15 protein-coding genes and 1 pseudogene are annotated in these 15,168 nt (G+C 60.7%); 12 read left to right on the top strand and 4 right to left on the bottom strand.

What is annotated here, in order from left to right:
- Positions 1 to 64 precede the first annotated feature (64 nt).
- Together F9K07_RS16625 and F9K07_RS16620 are read right to left on the bottom strand one after the other, a co-directional pair.
- Positions 65 to 985 carry an SOS response-associated peptidase family protein gene (locus tag F9K07_RS16625; RefSeq protein WP_159594487.1) on the bottom strand — a complete coding sequence of 307 codons (921 nt, stop codon included), beginning with the start codon at positions 983 to 985 and terminating at the stop codon, positions 65 to 67.
- Between the two features lie 419 nt (positions 986 to 1,404).
- On the bottom strand, positions 1,405 to 1,593 hold the full coding sequence (locus F9K07_RS16620; protein WP_159594486.1) for a hypothetical protein: 189 nt from the start codon (positions 1,591 to 1,593) through the stop codon (positions 1,405 to 1,407).
- Between the two features lie 160 nt (positions 1,594 to 1,753).
- Here F9K07_RS16620 and F9K07_RS16615 point away from each other — a divergent pair, with 160 nt between their 5' ends.
- Positions 1,754 to 3,247, top strand: a complete 1,494-nt coding sequence (locus F9K07_RS16615; protein WP_159594485.1) for a recombinase family protein — start codon at positions 1,754 to 1,756, stop codon at positions 3,245 to 3,247.
- A gap of 12 nt (positions 3,248 to 3,259) precedes the next feature.
- On the opposite strand, the gene F9K07_RS16610 is transcribed toward F9K07_RS16615, so the two are convergent.
- The gene (locus tag F9K07_RS16610) at positions 3,260 to 3,523 is read right to left on the bottom strand and encodes a hypothetical protein (RefSeq protein WP_236581288.1); all 264 of its coding nucleotides are present in this window, start codon (positions 3,521 to 3,523) and stop codon (positions 3,260 to 3,262) included.
- Positions 3,524 to 3,619: 96 nt separating this feature from the next.
- Here F9K07_RS16610 and F9K07_RS16605 point away from each other — a divergent pair, with 96 nt between their 5' ends.
- Positions 3,620 to 3,832 (top strand): hypothetical protein, encoded by a 213-nt coding sequence (locus F9K07_RS16605; protein ID WP_159594484.1) that lies wholly within the window; start codon positions 3,620 to 3,622, stop codon positions 3,830 to 3,832.
- Between the two features lie 101 nt (positions 3,833 to 3,933).
- On the opposite strand, the gene F9K07_RS16600 is transcribed toward F9K07_RS16605, so the two are convergent.
- A complete protein-coding gene (locus F9K07_RS16600) occupies positions 3,934 to 4,407 on the bottom strand; it encodes a hypothetical protein (protein WP_159594483.1) in 474 nt (157 codons plus the stop codon).
- Positions 4,408 to 4,780: 373 nt separating this feature from the next.
- Between F9K07_RS16600 and F9K07_RS16595 the strand changes: the two are divergent.
- From F9K07_RS16595 to pheT, 10 genes and pseudogenes are all read left to right on the top strand, one after another.
- A pseudogene (locus F9K07_RS16595) lies at positions 4,781 to 5,008 on the top strand (isocitrate lyase); the annotation flags it as partial.
- A 171-nt stretch (positions 5,009 to 5,179) separates the two neighbouring features.
- Positions 5,180 to 6,187: a Bug family tripartite tricarboxylate transporter substrate binding protein gene (locus F9K07_RS16590; RefSeq protein WP_159594482.1), complete on the top strand. Its 1,008-nt coding sequence runs from the start codon at positions 5,180 to 5,182 to the stop codon at positions 6,185 to 6,187.
- Positions 6,188 to 6,203: 16 nt separating this feature from the next.
- On the top strand, positions 6,204 to 6,863 hold the full coding sequence (locus F9K07_RS16585) for an isochorismatase family protein (protein ID WP_236581287.1): 660 nt from the start codon (positions 6,204 to 6,206) through the stop codon (positions 6,861 to 6,863).
- 73 nt (positions 6,864 to 6,936) lie between these two features.
- Positions 6,937 to 7,920, top strand: a complete 984-nt coding sequence (locus F9K07_RS16580; RefSeq protein WP_159594481.1) for a LysR family transcriptional regulator — start codon at positions 6,937 to 6,939, stop codon at positions 7,918 to 7,920.
- Positions 7,921 to 8,154: 234 nt separating this feature from the next.
- The gene (gene thrS / locus F9K07_RS16575; protein WP_159594480.1) at positions 8,155 to 10,062 is read left to right on the top strand and encodes a threonine--tRNA ligase; all 1,908 of its coding nucleotides are present in this window, start codon (positions 8,155 to 8,157) and stop codon (positions 10,060 to 10,062) included.
- Positions 10,063 to 10,171: 109 nt separating this feature from the next.
- A complete protein-coding gene (gene infC, locus F9K07_RS16570) occupies positions 10,172 to 10,771 on the top strand; it encodes a translation initiation factor IF-3 (RefSeq protein ID WP_268894761.1) in 600 nt (199 codons plus the stop codon).
- Between the two features lie 185 nt (positions 10,772 to 10,956).
- A complete protein-coding gene (gene rpmI, locus F9K07_RS16565) occupies positions 10,957 to 11,160 on the top strand; it encodes a 50S ribosomal protein L35 (protein WP_159596967.1) in 204 nt (67 codons plus the stop codon).
- A gap of 25 nt (positions 11,161 to 11,185) precedes the next feature.
- Entirely contained in the window at positions 11,186 to 11,545 is a 360-nt protein-coding gene (gene rplT, locus F9K07_RS16560; RefSeq protein ID WP_086120609.1) for a 50S ribosomal protein L20, read from the top strand.
- A 124-nt stretch (positions 11,546 to 11,669) separates the two neighbouring features.
- Positions 11,670 to 12,722, top strand: coding sequence for a phenylalanine--tRNA ligase subunit alpha (gene pheS, locus F9K07_RS16555; RefSeq protein ID WP_159594479.1), 1,053 nt, complete (start codon positions 11,670 to 11,672; stop codon positions 12,720 to 12,722).
- A gap of 9 nt (positions 12,723 to 12,731) precedes the next feature.
- Positions 12,732 to 15,167, top strand: coding sequence for a phenylalanine--tRNA ligase subunit beta (gene pheT / locus F9K07_RS16550; protein WP_159594478.1), 2,436 nt, complete (start codon positions 12,732 to 12,734; stop codon positions 15,165 to 15,167).
- The last annotated feature ends 1 nt before the right edge of the window (position 15,168 follow it).

The following is a 15,168-nucleotide window of genomic DNA, read 5'->3' as shown; positions in this document are numbered from 1 at the left end:
TTGCTGGGTTGGGTGTGGCGACACTCTCGGCTACGATGGCCGCGATGGGCCGATGACAGTCATTCTAAGCAGCCAGTCGATGCTCGTAGTAGGTGGGCGCCGGGTCATCGAGAATCGCGAGTAGCTCCGCATCGTTGCCCCCTGCACGCAGCCACCGGTCCACGTTCTCTGGCCGTATCTGCACGATGCATCGGTCATGTCCAGCAGCTGCGACCTCGGGCGGCGGATCACTCGTGATGGCCGCGAACGACAGCAGGTCAGGTTCCGCCGGCGCAGTCCACTTCGACCACAGGCAGGCGATCAGCATGGGCTCACCCGATCGAGGACGAAACTCCAGCACCACATTGCCGTCCGGCGTGCTCACGTTCTCGTAGAACACATCCACCACCATTAGGCCGTGAGTCACACCAAACTGCCCGCGCCAGAAGCCCGTGAGGTTGTTCCGTCGGGCGTTGTAGGTGCCCGGATATTTGGTGTCGTAGATCGCCGGTTTGCCTGCAGGACGGCACTGGTAGCGCATGGGCTTCACGACTCGCCGCCCGTTCTCCATCACCATCACCGGGGCGTAGTTGCCGGGGTAGATCCGTGAGTCATTTGGTGTGAGCTCGGTGCGCCGCATCTCCTCCAGCCTGGACAGCCCGCGCGCGATCTTGTCACCGGCAATGCGCACGTCCTCCGTCGCCTTCTTGGTGTGCTTCGTCAGAAGAGACCGCTCGGCGTCGGCCAGGCGCTTGCGCTGTTTGAAGAGGTCCTGCTCAATGGTGGCGGATGTGCGGGTGCGGTGCAGCTCGATCGCCTCCCAGATGCTCCGCTCGGCCTCATTGGTCGGGTGCTCAAACGTCGCCTCTAAACCCCGGGGAATCACGATGCGGGGATTCTCCAGCCGCGACCAAAACAGCTCGGCGAAGGTGGCAATGTCGATCTCCGTGCCGTACGCCCGCTTGTACCGTCGGTAGTCCGCCCAGATTTGAGCTGAGTAGCACATGGCTGGCCTCCATTGAATGGATCTTCGGAGGTCAGCATACCTGCTGTGCGTCACCCGACCCGATCCATTGATGGGTACCTGCGCTCGGGTTTATGCCAGCCCTTTCCCACGGGCGTCTCGGGAGGAGGGGGCGAGACTTCAATCCGCCACTCCTGGACGACCCAGGCATCGTCATCTCTCTCGACGCCCGCAAGCACCATGGTGGCCTGCCCCTGAACGCACTCCTTGATCTTGGGATCGTAGAGCTCAATCATTCCCGGTGCGCAACCGGACTGGTGGAACGCTAGAACCTTCACCCACGTGTCTCCAGCCTTGAACCGCTTGGTGTGCACATCGCCCGTGAGCGACTTTTGGGTCTCAGCGCGGAGTGCTCGTCCGCCTCGACGAAGCATGGTCAACGTCACGCGCATCGGTGGCCTTCACGAGAGGTTGGTCACCGGCTCAAGCCAAACCCGCGCAGCCTCATCTGGGCCCATCGCGCGCAGCCGCTCATCCCGCCAGAGGTCGCCTGCGAGATCTTCCAGCTGTGCAGGGTCAACCGAGCGCCAGTGCTGCTGCAGCTGATGAGCGCAGGCGGCGATCCAGATGTTTGCGGGGAGGGCGTCCATTTGCGTAATGGTACCGCAAATAACTGTATGTATGTACAGCTATTTGCAGTGCGGTCGGCAATGACTCCGGCGTGTGCTGCTTGCGCTCATTCCTCGCTATGGTCGATGATCCCCTTGGGTGCCCAGTTCAATTTCTGGCCGGTACTGGAGGATGGTGCTCATGTCACTGATAGCTGCCGCCTATGTTCGGATGTCGACGGATCAGCAAGATCTTTCTATCGGAACCCAGCTCGACGCCATTGAGGCCTACGCACAAGAAAATGAGCTTGACGTCGCGAGGATCTACAAGGATGCAGGGCGCAGCGGCCTAGCGATCTCCAAGCGGGAGGGCATGAAACAGATGCTGCGTGATGTGATGGAGGACCCGCGCCCATTCGACGTGATTCTTGTATATGACGTGAGCCGGTGGGGACGCTTTCAGGATGTCGACGCCGCCGCCTACTACGAGTACACATGCAAGCTCCACGGTGCCCGGGTGGTGTACGTCCAGGAGAAGTTCGGGGCGGATGACGATCCAATGACCGCACTCTTGAAGGCCATGCAGAGGACGATGGCGGCCAAGTACTCTCGCGATTTGGGTGTGAAAACAAGGGCGGGGCAAGACCGCGCGGTCAAACTTGGATTTCAGATGGGGGGCCTTCCCTGCATCGGGCTGAGTCGGGTTGCGATTGATCGCGACGGAAACAGGAGACCACTCTCGCGCAGCCAGCACAAAGCGATGCAGAGCGAACACATCGTATGGGTGCCGGGGCCGCAAACAGAGGTCGACCTGGTCAACCGAATTTTCACGATATACGCCGAGCCAAATACAACGATCGTCGGTCTGGCGCGGCAACTGTGCGACGAGGGGCTCACCACCGCGATGGGGCGATCGTTCACCGCCTACACAGTGGACCAGTTGCTTCGAAATGAAGCGTTCGCGGGGAATTTTGTTTGGGGCAGGGATCGCCACCCGAAGCAGCCCAAGCACCGGAAGGCTCCGATATCACGCGCAGAAAATGTCATTGAGCCGATCGTTCCGGCCGACCTCTGGCAACAGGTGCAGAAGAAGCTTTGGGCGCGCAGAAAGAGGACATGGGATAAGGAAGATCTGCTGCAACGGTTGCGGGAGATGGTCGCGGAGAAACCGGGACTGTGCGCCTTGGATTTGGAGGCGATGGGGTATCCCAAAAGCGCTCTCGAAGGAGCGTTCGGCTCAGTGTCACGCGCATTTGAACTTGCCGGCCGAGATCGTGCGTTGGTCCGAGCGCAGCACCATTTGAGACGCAGGGATGCCATGAGGGTTGGGAAACGCATGACCCGGGATATTTGTTCGCTGTTGGAGAGCAACAGCATCGCCTGCGGAATCTATCCAAAGAGCCGCCTCTTGCTGCTCGGGGCAGGGCCAAAGATTCGATTGCAGCTGGTGTGGCCACGCACCAATCGAGGCGCACAGCAGTGGAAGATATTCAAAGCCCGGCCGCCGGAAGCTGACTGGATTCTCCTGGCGCAAATGGAGATCACGGAGTGCGCCATTCGCTTCGTGCTGCTCAGCGCCGACGAGTATCAGAACACGAACGCTTGGCTTACAGCAGAAGCTCCCGTGGGCCTCATCAGCATTGCGGATGGGGAGGGCTTGCTCCGAGAGATTCGGGCGAGGCTTGTGCTGCCGTAACTTGGCTAAGGCTCACCGCTCCTCTTCGACCAGGTCCAGCGCAATCCGGACAGCGATCTCATGTGCAGCGTGCCTCCAGGACCAATCGGCGGGCATCTGTGCTGTGTCGGTCTCCGCGAGTGCCCGAAGAACCCTCTCCTCCAAGACAGCCCGCATTGCCGTGATTCGGCCGACGTCGTATGTGTGATCCCGGGCAACTCGATGCGCGGTCAGGAAGTCCATGGCCAGCAGCATGGAAGTGCGCAGTTCGGCGGGGTCGATGGCGTCGAGATCCATGCACGCCATGTTAGACGTGCTGAGACTCTCGGCTACGATGACGTCTATCGGCCATGAGTGGTCGTCAAATGCGCACCACATTGCGTGGGAAGTCAAATGAAGAAGTTCCTCAATCTCCTCTCGACGGCGGTTGTTGTGGTCTCGCTGGGCGTTCCGTTGGTGGCGACGGTAGCATTGGCTATCTTGTCCCCGACGGCGCATACGATGATTGCCGCACTCATCGTCCTGCTGGTTTGTGCAATCGCGCTACTGATCCATCGCGGTGTTTCTGCAGGCCGAAAAAAAATGAATTCCGATACGTCTGAATAATGTTGGTCCATTTGCCAACTGTGGAAGGCGAATGCTGCGCAGCGTCATTGTGTTGCCGCCCGTGGACGGTGTCCCAAGGAGGCTCCGTAAGGAAGGGAGCATTACTGAGCGCTCGGGACCGCGTACTCGGCCTTTTTCACGCATTGCTCTGCCTCGATTCGGTTCGAGAAAAAGTCGACGGTCAAAGTGCCAAATCCGCCGCCGGTAATTCCCAACCAAATGATCTGCACTTCCCCCGCTTTTGCAGTGACGTTCAGGATGCCACTTTCGCCCCCGGGTGAATTCTTGACCTTGACGCCATGCTCCCCAGGTTCCAAAAGCACGTGAGCGAAGTTATTTGGCTTCAGGGTACCAATAGGTTTGTCGTCGACGATGACCGTTGATCTAGCTCCGGCACCCACCCATACAGCAGGCTCGCGGCAAACGTAGAGACTTGCTTTGCCGACTACCGGGGCCAGTGTCTTGAGGTTTGCTTCGACATTCTTGTCGCCGTAGCTAACGGACGCGCAACCAGTCAGTGCAGTCAGAATGAGGGCTGCGTATGCGGTGTGCATTCGTGTGATGGAAGACTTCATGAAGGGAGGAGATTGATTTGGAAGGCTTGGCTCTGCAGCACAATTTCAACAATGAAGGGAAATTACTGCACTCTGATTCCGGCCGTAAGACTCCATAGTAGCCGCACACGAAGAAGTCGAGCGCACCACACAAAAACTGGGCAAAATTTCTCCGCAACCAAAGTTGCTTGCACTGCCCCCGTGCCCCCTTTGGTGTGGGTCTGTGGTGGGAACCCACCGGCGTGCGTATGTTCCCGCCGTGTGCACCCCGGGCGGATGCCCAAGTCTCCATAGCCGGCCCCGTTGGGTGGGCGGTGGGTGCGGGGCTCCAAGTGCCTCCCGGCCACACCTAACTACTTGACGATGTTCGGGATTCTCTATGTCCGGCAGAATCAACACCTTCCAGTTCGCCCACGCCTACGCCCGCGGCGAAGGCATGAAGCACTACACGGAAATGGTGCAGGAACCCGAATTCGCCGCACGCGAAAAGGGCTACACCTTCGTGTCGCACCAGCAGGAAGTGGGCGCGGGTTACTTCGACGACGTGACCACGGTGATCCAGGGCGGTTCTTCCAGCGTGAAGGCGCTGACGGGTTCGACCGAGGAAGAGCAGTTCCACTGAGCTGAATCCGCCTCACAGAGGAGACAAATCGCCACCCTTCGGGGTGGCTTTTTGTTTCTGGGAGGTAGACGGCTTTGCGATGCCTGCCAGCCGCAAACAGTCTTGGACGGCGTTGCATCGCGCTGTTCCAATGCGGCGCATTCCCACATCAGAGCCACAGGAGAAAAAACGATGCATGTGAGCCTTCTCGTCGGGCGACTCAGCGTGGCGGCGCTGTCCGCGATCGCAGCGACCACCCCATGGGCGCAATCGGACAACAGCGTGGCTTCGACCTATCCCAATCCCAGTCGCACCATCCGGATCGTCGATGCGTTTCCGCCCGGCGGCAGCACCGACTACCTGGCGCGCCAGATCGCCAACCGGATTGGGGCGGATTGGAAGGCTTCCCTCATCGTGGAGAACCGCGCCGGGGCGGCGGGGCAGGTCGGCACCGGCTGGGTGGCGCGTTCCGAGGCCGACGGCTACAACGTCCTGGTCATTCCCAACGAGTTGTGGACCGTGGCACCTGTCCTCTATGGCAAGCGCCTGCCGTACGACACGCACAAGCAACTGATGCAGTTGGCTCCGGTGGCGGAAGTGCCCATTGTCGTGACGGTGAACCCCTCGTTGCCGGTGTCGAACATCAAGGAGCTGGTGGCTTATGCTGCCCAGAAGCCCGGTCAGGCTTCGTACGGCTCGGCCGGTGTGGGGAGCATCCACCAACTGACGGCCGAGCTGTTCGCCTCGAAAGCCGGTGTGTCCTTGTTGCACGTTCCGTACCAGGGGACTGCGCCGGCCATCAACGGTTTGCTGGGCGGTCAGGTGACGGCGGTGTTTTCGCCGATCAGCTCCGTTCTACCTCACATCAAGGCCGGCAAGCTCAAGGCGCTCGCCGTGACCGGTGGGGCGCGGGCACAGGCCCTTCCCAACGTGCCCACGGTGGCCGAGGCGGGTGTTCCCGACTACCAGGCGACCTTCCGTGTCAGCTTGTTGGCACCCCGAGGCATTCCGGAGCTGGTCAGGAAGAAGTGGTTCGATGAGGTCCGAAAGGTGATGGACTCCGCTGAGGTTCGCAATGCCATCGCCGTGCAAGGCATCGAGCCCGATCTCATCGACCACGGCGCTTGGCTGGAGCGGTTCGCGCAGGAAGGCAGGCAATGGCAAAGCGTGATCGACAAAGCCCAGCTTCGCGTGGAATGACCTGGAAGGCACCGACGTGAGCGAACTGGCGAAAAGTTTGGGTTCAGAGGATGCCGACTTCTTCAAGGCCCGGGGGTTTGGCGGACGATTGAGTTTTGGTCGCAAGCCGGCCCTCCTGGTGATCGATCTCAGCAAGGGATTCACCGACCCCGTTCAGCCATTGGGGTCCGATCTGTCGGGCCAGATCGCGGCCACCAATGTGCTGATCCGCGCGGCCCGAACCCAGCGGGTTCCCGTGATCTTCAGTGCCGTGCGGTACGAAGGCAGGAACCTGCGCGATGCCGGGCTCTGGTACCAGAAGATGCGGGGGCAATCCACCCTGCACATCGACGGCGATGGGCACGAGCTGGACCCCAGGCTGCTGCGCGAGGAGGGTGACGAAGTGCTGTACAAGAAGTACGCCTCCTGCTTCTTCGGCTCCGATCTGACATCGCGTCTGGTCAACGAAGGCATCGACACCTTGATCATCACAGGCACGTCCACGAGTGGATGCGTTCGGGCCACGGTGGTCGACGCCGTGCAGTTGGGGTTTCGGCCCATGGTCGTCGCCGAGGGCGTCGGAGACCGCTCGCATGCGTCGCACCAGCAAAGCCTTTTCGACATCGATACCAAATACGGCGACGTCGTGGGCTTGTCCGAAGCCCAGGCGTATCTGACCGCGCTGCCTGCCACGTAGTTTCGCCGCGGTGCGGGCTTATGATGCCCCGTTCGGCGGGTCGCATCGCCGCCTGGCCTTGCAAGCTCCTCGGATGAATCTACGGCAACTTCGGTACTTTGCTGCGGCGGTCGAGCACCGCAGCGTCACGCGTGCGGCAGAGCGCCTGCACGTTGCCCAGCCGGCCCTGGGGCAGCATATCCGGGCATTGGAGGCCGAGCTGGGCGTGCCCTTGCTGGATCGGCATTCGCGCGGCGTCACCGCCACCGCGGCCGGAGAGGCCTTGTACACCCGCAGCCTGGAGATCTTCGACCTGATCGCCCGCACGCAGCGGGAAGTTGTGGCGCTGGGAGGCGGCGTGGCCCGCACCATCACCTTGGGGCTCACGCCCAGCCTCACCCTGCTGATCGGCACCGATCTCCAGTTGGCCTTTGTCGAGAAAGCGCCGCACTGGCAATTGCGCATCTGGGAGGAGCCCAGCTTCAAACTGGTGGCGGCTGTTGAGAATGGCGAACTCGACCTGGCGCTTGCCTACGACGTGGCACCGCGACCGGCACTGAAGTTGCGGCCGGTCCTCGAAGAAGAGTTGCTGTTTACCTGCCGGCCCGACCTTGCGCCCGAAGGTCCTACGGTCGAACTAGCCTACATCCTTGAGCGCCAGCTCGCGCTGGGCACATCCCAGGACATCGGGCGAAGAGCGCTGGCGCGCGCAGCGGGAATGGCACCCGAGGCGCTCAAGGTGCGCTATGAACTGCAGTCTGTGACCGGGATCCGCGACATGCTGCTCAGAGGCAGCGCGGCCAGCGTGCTTCCTTATGGGAGCATTGCGCAAGAAATCAGGGCAGGACGCTTGGCCGGCTTGCGCATCCAGGGCGGTGTGCTGTTCAGTACGCTCTACACCGTCACCCGGAATCGGTCTCAGTCCCGTGCGAGCGACGAGGCGAATCTTTCGGACTGGCTGCTCGACGGCGCCATTTCCAGAACAGCGGCCAGTCAGCCTGGTTTGACGAGGGCCTTGCCTTCAGTGCATGACGGCTTGGGCACGACGCCGTCGCACGTCGCCTCGATGGGACGATGATCGTCCGAGGGCCATGTTCTGGTCATGAGGGACCGTCTGGCGCATTTTGTGTAAAAATCGCCTTTTCCTTGAATCGGCAAGAGCGAGAAAGGCACATCTGGTTATGACACCGCGAACTATGGAGACCACCTCCACGGCCCGTTGAGGCCCGCAGTTCGCGCCTGCCCGATCGTTTCTCCTTTTGACCCACACCAGCGCGGCCCATGCCGCGCTTTTTTTGTTTCTGGACCTCCCATGTTGCACATCACGCTCCCCGACGGATCTCAACGCGAATATCCCGGACCGGTCACCGTGGCCGAAGTCGCGGCCTCTATCGGTTCTGGCCTGGCCAAGGCCGCGCTGGCCGGCAAGATTGGCGACAAAGTGGTGGATACCAGCCATCTCATCACGCAGGACAGCCCGCTGTCCATCGTCACAGCCAAGGATCCGGACGGGCTGGAGGTGATCCGCCATTCCACCGCGCACTTGCTGGCCTACGCCGTCAAGGAATTGTTCCCGGACGCCCAGGTGACCATCGGCCCGGTGATCGAGAACGGCTTTTTCTACGACTTCTCCTACAAGCGCCCCTTCACGCCGGAGGATCTTGTCGCCATTGAAAAGCGCATGGCGCAATTGGCGGCCAAGGACGAACCGGTGGTGCGCCGCGTGCTGCCGCGCGACGAGGCCGTGGCGTATTTCAAGGGGCAGGGCGAGCACTACAAGGCTGAGATCATTGCCAGCATTCCCAGCAACGAAGACGTGTCGCTGTATCGCGAAGGCACTTTCGAAGACCTGTGCCGTGGCCCGCACGTGCCCAGCACCGGCAAGCTCAAGCACTTCAAACTCATGAAGGTGGCTGGGGCGTATTGGCGCGGCGACCACCGCAACGAGATGCTGCAACGCATCTACGGCACGGCCTGGGCGAGCAAGGAGGAACTGCAGCAGTACCTCACCATGTTGGAGGAGGCTGAGAAGCGGGACCACCGCAAACTCGGCCGCGAGCTCGACCTGTTCCATATCGACGAGCATTCGCCCGGCACCGTGTTCTGGCATCCCAAGGGCTGGACCGTGTGGCAGGAGGTGGAGCAGTACATGCGCCGCGTGTACCGCGAGAACGGTTATCAGGAGGTCAAAGGCCCGCAGATCCTCGATCAAAGCCTATGGGAGAAAACCGGCCACTGGGACAAGTACCGCGAGAACATGTTTGTGACGGAATCGGAAAAGCGCGACTACGCGCTCAAGCCGATGAACTGTCCCGGGCACATCCTGATCTTCAAACAAGGGATCAAGAGCTACCGCGATCTCCCGCTGCGTTATGGGGAGTTCGGTCAGTGCCACCGCAACGAGCCATCGGGCGGCCTGCACGGCATCATGCGCGTGCGCGGCTTTACGCAGGACGACGGCCACATCTTCTGTACCGAAGACCAGATCCAGGCGGAAGTGGTGGCATTTACGGCACTGCTGAAAAAGGTCTACAAGGACTTCGGTTTCAACGACATCATCTACAAGCTGTCCACGCGGCCGGAGAAGCGCATCGGCTCTGAAGAGAGCTGGGACCGCGCGGAAAACGCGTTGGCCGAAGGCTTGCGTGCTTCCGGCTGTGAGTTCGAGTATCTGCCGGGCGAGGGCGCGTTCTATGGGCCAAAGGTTGAATACACGCTCAAGGATGCTTTGGGGCGGCCGTGGCAATGCGGAACGATCCAGGTCGACCCCAACTTGCCCGAGCGCCTGGACGCGGAATATGTGGGCGAGGACGGTGCGCGCCACCGCCCCATCGTTCTGCACCGCGCCATTGTGGGCAGTCTGGAGCGCTTCATCGGCATCTTGATCGAACAGCATGCCGGCGCTTTGCCGACCTGGCTGTCTCCGGTGCAGGTTGCGGTGCTCAACATCACCGATGGGCAAGCTGATTACTGTCGTGAAATCGCGAAAACTCTGCAGAATCAAGGGCTTAGGGTTATCTCAGATCTGCGCAACGAAAAAATTACGTATAAAATACGGGAGCACGCGTTGCAAAAGCTGCCTTTTATCGTTGTCGTGGGCGACAAGGAAAGAGAAGCTGGCGCCGTGGCTGTGCGGGCTCGAGGGAACAAAGACCTCGGTGTCATGCCGCTGGAAGCCTTTTCCAAACTCATTGCGGCAGACGTTTCATCCAAAGTTTGAAGTCAAACGCTTCGGTTGATGCCCCCGCTGCTGTGGCGCACCTCGGGTGCACAGTGGCGGCCGTCGTGCCGCCATTCCGCTTGATCAAGCCCACACAAAGGAACTCACCATAGCTACCAACTTTCGCGACCGCCGCCAACGTGAAGAGCGCGCACACAGACTGAATCGGGAAATCATGGCTCCTGAGGTTCGCCTCAACGGACCTGAAAACGAGCCCCTGGGCATCGTCAGTCTGCAAGAAGCGCTGCGCATGGCCGGCGAACTGGACGTGGACCTGGTCGAAATCGCGGCCACGGCCGTGCCTCCCGTGTGTCGCTTGATGGACTACGGAAAGTTCAAGTACCAGGAGCAGAAGAAGGCGGCGGAAGCCAAGGCCAAGCAAACGGTCATCGAAATCAAGGAGGTCAAATTCCGACCCGGTACCGATGATGGCGACTACAACATCAAGATGCGGAACATCCGCCGCTTCCTGGACGACGGTGACAAATGCAAGATCACGCTGCGGTTCCGCGGCCGTGAGATCACCCACCAGGACCTCGGATTGGCTCTGTTGAACCGCATCCGCGACGAGTTGGCGGATTCCATTGTGGTGGAGCAGTTTCCCAAGCTGGAAGGGCGTCAGATGATCATGATGATCGCGCCTGGACGAAAGAAGGCTTCAGGTGGTGTGGCCAAACCTGCCGAAGCGGCAAGTCAGCCGGTGACCTGAACACCGCCGATTGACAAGAACAGGATTGGATGGGCAGGGTAGTCTCCTGCTGGTCCGAGGCGCAGGCTGAAAGGCTCGGCGCCGAATCGGATGGTCGAAAGGCCATCCCCAAAAGTGGCTCGGGGCCAACAAGTCCGCGGAAGGTTCGCGGCGCCTCACGAGCACAAATGAAAAGGAGCATGAAGATGCCCAAAATGAAGACCAAGAGCAGCGCGAAGAAACGTTTTCGCGTTCGTCCCGGTGGTACCGTCAAGCGCGGCCAAGCCTTCAAGCGTCACATCCTGACCAAGAAGACCACCAAGAACAAGCGCCACCTGCGTGGAGCAGTCACCGTGCATGAGACCAACATGGGTCACATGGCACAGATGCTGCCCGGCACGGGCATTTGATCAACGACGAACAAGGAGAACACACATGCCTCGCGTCAAACGTGGTGTAACGGCTCGCGCCCGACACAAAAAAGTACTGGCTCTGGCCAAAGGTTTCCGCGGCCGCCGCGGCAACGTCTTCCGCATCGCCAAGCAAGCGGTGATGAAGGCCGGGCAATATGCCTACCGTGACCGCCGCACCAAGAAGCGCGTCTTCCGCCAGTTGTGGATTGCCCGTATCAACGCCGGTGCCCGCGCATGCGGCCTGACGTACAGCCAATTCGCCAACGGCTTGAAGAAGGCTCAGATCGAAATCGACCGCAAGGTCCTGGCCGATCTGGCGGTGAACGATCCCGCTGCCTTTGGCAGCATCGTGGAGCAGGTCAAAGCCAAGCTGGCCGCTTGATTCACGGCCGGGACGTGCCGCGGCAACGCGGTGTTTCCTGGTCGCTCAAAGGGGTTGAAGCTGGAGGGATTCCCTCAATGGCTTCAATCCCTTTTTTTATTTTCCCAACGATTCAAGCACACACATGAACGAGTTGGACGCACTGGTCGATAGTGCCCGCAACGATTTTGCACAGGCCAACACGCCGGCCGATCTGGAGAATGCCAAGGCTCAGTATCTCGGAAAATCGGGGCGTATCACCGAGCTGATGAAGGGGCTGGGTGCGCTGACCGTGGTCGAGAAGAAGTCCCGCGGCGCGGCCATCAACCAGTCAAAACAGGCCATCGAACTTGCGCTGACCGAGCGCCGGCAGGCCTTGGCCGATGCGGAGTTGCAAGCGCAACTGAAGGCGGAGGCGCTGGATGTCACGTTGCCGGGCCGCCGGCACGGCCAGGGAGGCCTGCATCCCGTGAGCCTCACCTTGGAGCGCATCGAGGCCATTTTTGGCTCCATGGGGTTTGAGGTGGCGGATGGTCCCGAGATCGAATCGGACTGGTTCAACTTCACTGCGCTCAATACGCCAGAAGACCATCCGGCGCGTTCCATGCACGACACCTTCTATGTGGAAGGCGGGAGTGAGAAGGCGCCGAACCTGCTGCGCACCCATACCAGCCCGATGCAGATCCGTCATGCCGTGCAGCACGTCAAGCGCCACCGCGCCGATCTCGATGCGGGGCACTCCATGCCGGAGATTCGCGTGATCGCGCCGGGCCGCACCTACCGCGTGGACAGCGATGCGACGCATTCTCCGATGTTTCACCAGTGCGAGGGGCTTTGGATTGGCGAGAACGTCAGCTTCAAGGACCTGAAATACGTCTTCACCGATTTCTGCCGGACATTCTTCGAATCGGATGATCTGGTGCTGCGGTTCCGTCCCAGCTTCTTTCCCTTCACCGAGCCCAGCGCAGAAATCGACATTCAGTTCCAGCAAGGTCCTTTGGCAGGCCGCTGGTTGGAGGTGGCGGGTTCTGGTCAGGTGCATCCGAATGTGGTTCGAAACATGGGACTGGATCCGGAGCGCTACATCGGTTTCGCCTTTGGCATGGGTCCTGACCGGTTGACCATGCTGCGCTATGGCGTCAACGACCTGCGATTGTTCTTCGACGGTGACATCCGTTTTCTCGCCCAGTTCCGCTGAGACCAAGACATGCAATTTCCCGAATCCTGGCTGCGCGCCTTCTGCAACCCGCCGCTGAGCAGCCAACAACTCGCCGACACCTTGACCATGGCGGGTCTTGAGGTCGAGGAGATGCAACCCGTTGCACCTCCGTTTTCGAAGGTGGTGGTCGCCGAAATCGTTTCTGCCGAGCAGCATCCGAATGCCGATCGCCTCCGCGTTTGCCAAGTGAACGCGGGGCCGGGCGATTTGCTCCAGATTGTCTGTGGTGCGCCCAACGCACGCGTGGGTCTCAAGGTGCCCTGCGCGCTGGTGGGCGCGGCGCTGCCCCCGGGAGAAGATGGCAAGTCTTTCCAGATCAAGCTGGGCAAGCTGCGTGGTGTCGAGAGCCAGGGCATGCTGTGCTCGGCGCGCGAACTCAAGCTGTCCGATGACCATGGAGGTTTGCTGGAGTTGCCTGGAGATGCCTTGGTGGGGCGCGATATCCGCGAGCAGCTTGCGTTGGATGACATGTTGTTCACTCTCAAGCTCACGCCCAATCTTGCGCACTGCCTGAGCGTGTATGGCATCGCACGCGAGCTGTCCGCGTTGACGGGTTCGCCATTGATCGAGCCGACGTTCTCTGCCGTGACGCCGACGTTGCAAGACCGGTTGGCGGTCCAGGTGTTGGCCCCCGATCTTTGCGGTCGTTTCACCGGTCGCATCGTGCGTGGCGTCAATACGCGTGCAACGACGCCTGCCTGGATGGTCGACCGGTTGGAGCGATGCGGCCAGCGCAGTGTCTCGCCATTGGTGGACATCTCGAACTACGTGATGTTTGAACTCGGCCGACCGTCGCACATCTTCGATCTGGACAAGATCCACGGCGGCTTGCAGGTGCGCTGGGGGCGCGAAGGCGAATCGCTGAAGCTGCTCAACGGCAATACGATCCAGGTAGACGCGCAAGTCGGTGTCATCGCAGACGACCAATCGGTGGAGTCGCTGGCCGGCATCATGGGCGGCGATTCGACGGCAGTGTCCGATGACACGCAGAACATTTATATCGAGGCGGCCTTCTGGTGGCCCAAGTCCATCGCCGGCCGCTCGCGCCGTTTTAATTTCTCCACCGATGCAGGCCATCGTTTCGAGCGCGGCGTAGATCCTTCCACCACACGTCAGCATGTCGAGCGCATCACGCAGTTGGTGCTCGAGATCTGTGGTGGCCAGGCCAGTGTGCTCGATGACCAGATCGTTAACACCCCCCAGCCTGCGACGGTGAGGCTGAGGGTGGCTCGCGCGGCCAAGGTGATAGGCATGCCGATCACTCAGGTGCAATGTGCGGATGCCTTGCGCCGTCTGGGCTTGCGGGTCGAGGAGGGTGAGGGTGAAATCACCGTCGTGGCGCCAGCTTACCGGTTTGACCTGCAGATTGAAGAGGACTTGATTGAAGAAGTTGCCCGCGTTGTCGGTTACGAACATCTGCCCGATACACCGCCACAAGCACCCATCACGGCAAAGATCCGTGCGGAATCGCGCCGAGGCCCCTTCGACGTTCGCCGTGACCTGGCTCGGCTCGGTTACCAGGAGACCATCAACTTCAGTTTCGTGGAAGAGCGGTGGGAGCGGGAGCTTGCCGGCAACAACGATCCGATTCGGTTGCTCAACCCCATCGCCAGCCAGATGAGTGTGATGCGCTCGTCGCTCCTGGGAGGATTGATTTCCACGCTCAAATTCAACCTGGACCGCCGCGCTGATCGCGTACGGCTCTTCGAAGTCGGGCGGGTGTTTTCCAAGGACCCGTCCGTCCGCGACAGCGACACCACCGTGGCAGGCTTTCAGCAGCCCATGCGCGTGGCTGGAATCGCGTATGGCGGCGTTGACATCCTGCAATGGGGTGCGAACGAGCGATCCGTGGATTTCTTTGATGTCAAGGGCGATGTGCAGGCCCTGTTGTCATCGCATTCACTGCGATTCATCGCTGCGCAGCATCCCGCCATGCATCCTGGGCGCAGTGCAAGCATCTGGCAGGACGATCGTTGCATCGGACACGTGGGTGAACTGCACCCTAAATGGCGCCAAGTGTACGACTTGGCGCAAGCACCGGTCCTGTTCGAGCTGGCGCTTGATGCGGTCTTGGCGCGGCCAGTGCCCCTGTACCAGCCAGTCAGCCGTTACCAGGTGGTCGAGCGCGATCTGGCCATTGTGGTCAAAGAGTCGGTGACGCACGACAACGTGATCAAAGCGATTCGCGCGGCCAACCGTTCATGGTTGCGCGATGTGGTGTTGTTCGATGTGTACCGGCCAAAGAAGGTCGCGGCCCATGACGTGGTTCAAGCAGGTGGTCTGGCTCAAGACGAGAAGAGCTTGGCGGTGCGCCTGGTGCTGATGCGCGACGACGCTACACTGACCGAGGACGATATCGAATCAACGGTGCAAGCCGCTGTCGATGCGATGGTGCAAGGTGTTGATGGGCGGCTTCGCGCCTGAA

Source organism: Hydrogenophaga sp. BPS33, from assembly GCF_009859475.1.
Taxonomy (GTDB): Bacteria; Pseudomonadota; Gammaproteobacteria; order Burkholderiales; family Burkholderiaceae_C; genus Hydrogenophaga.
This window is presented reverse-complemented; position numbering and strand designations above follow the sequence as displayed.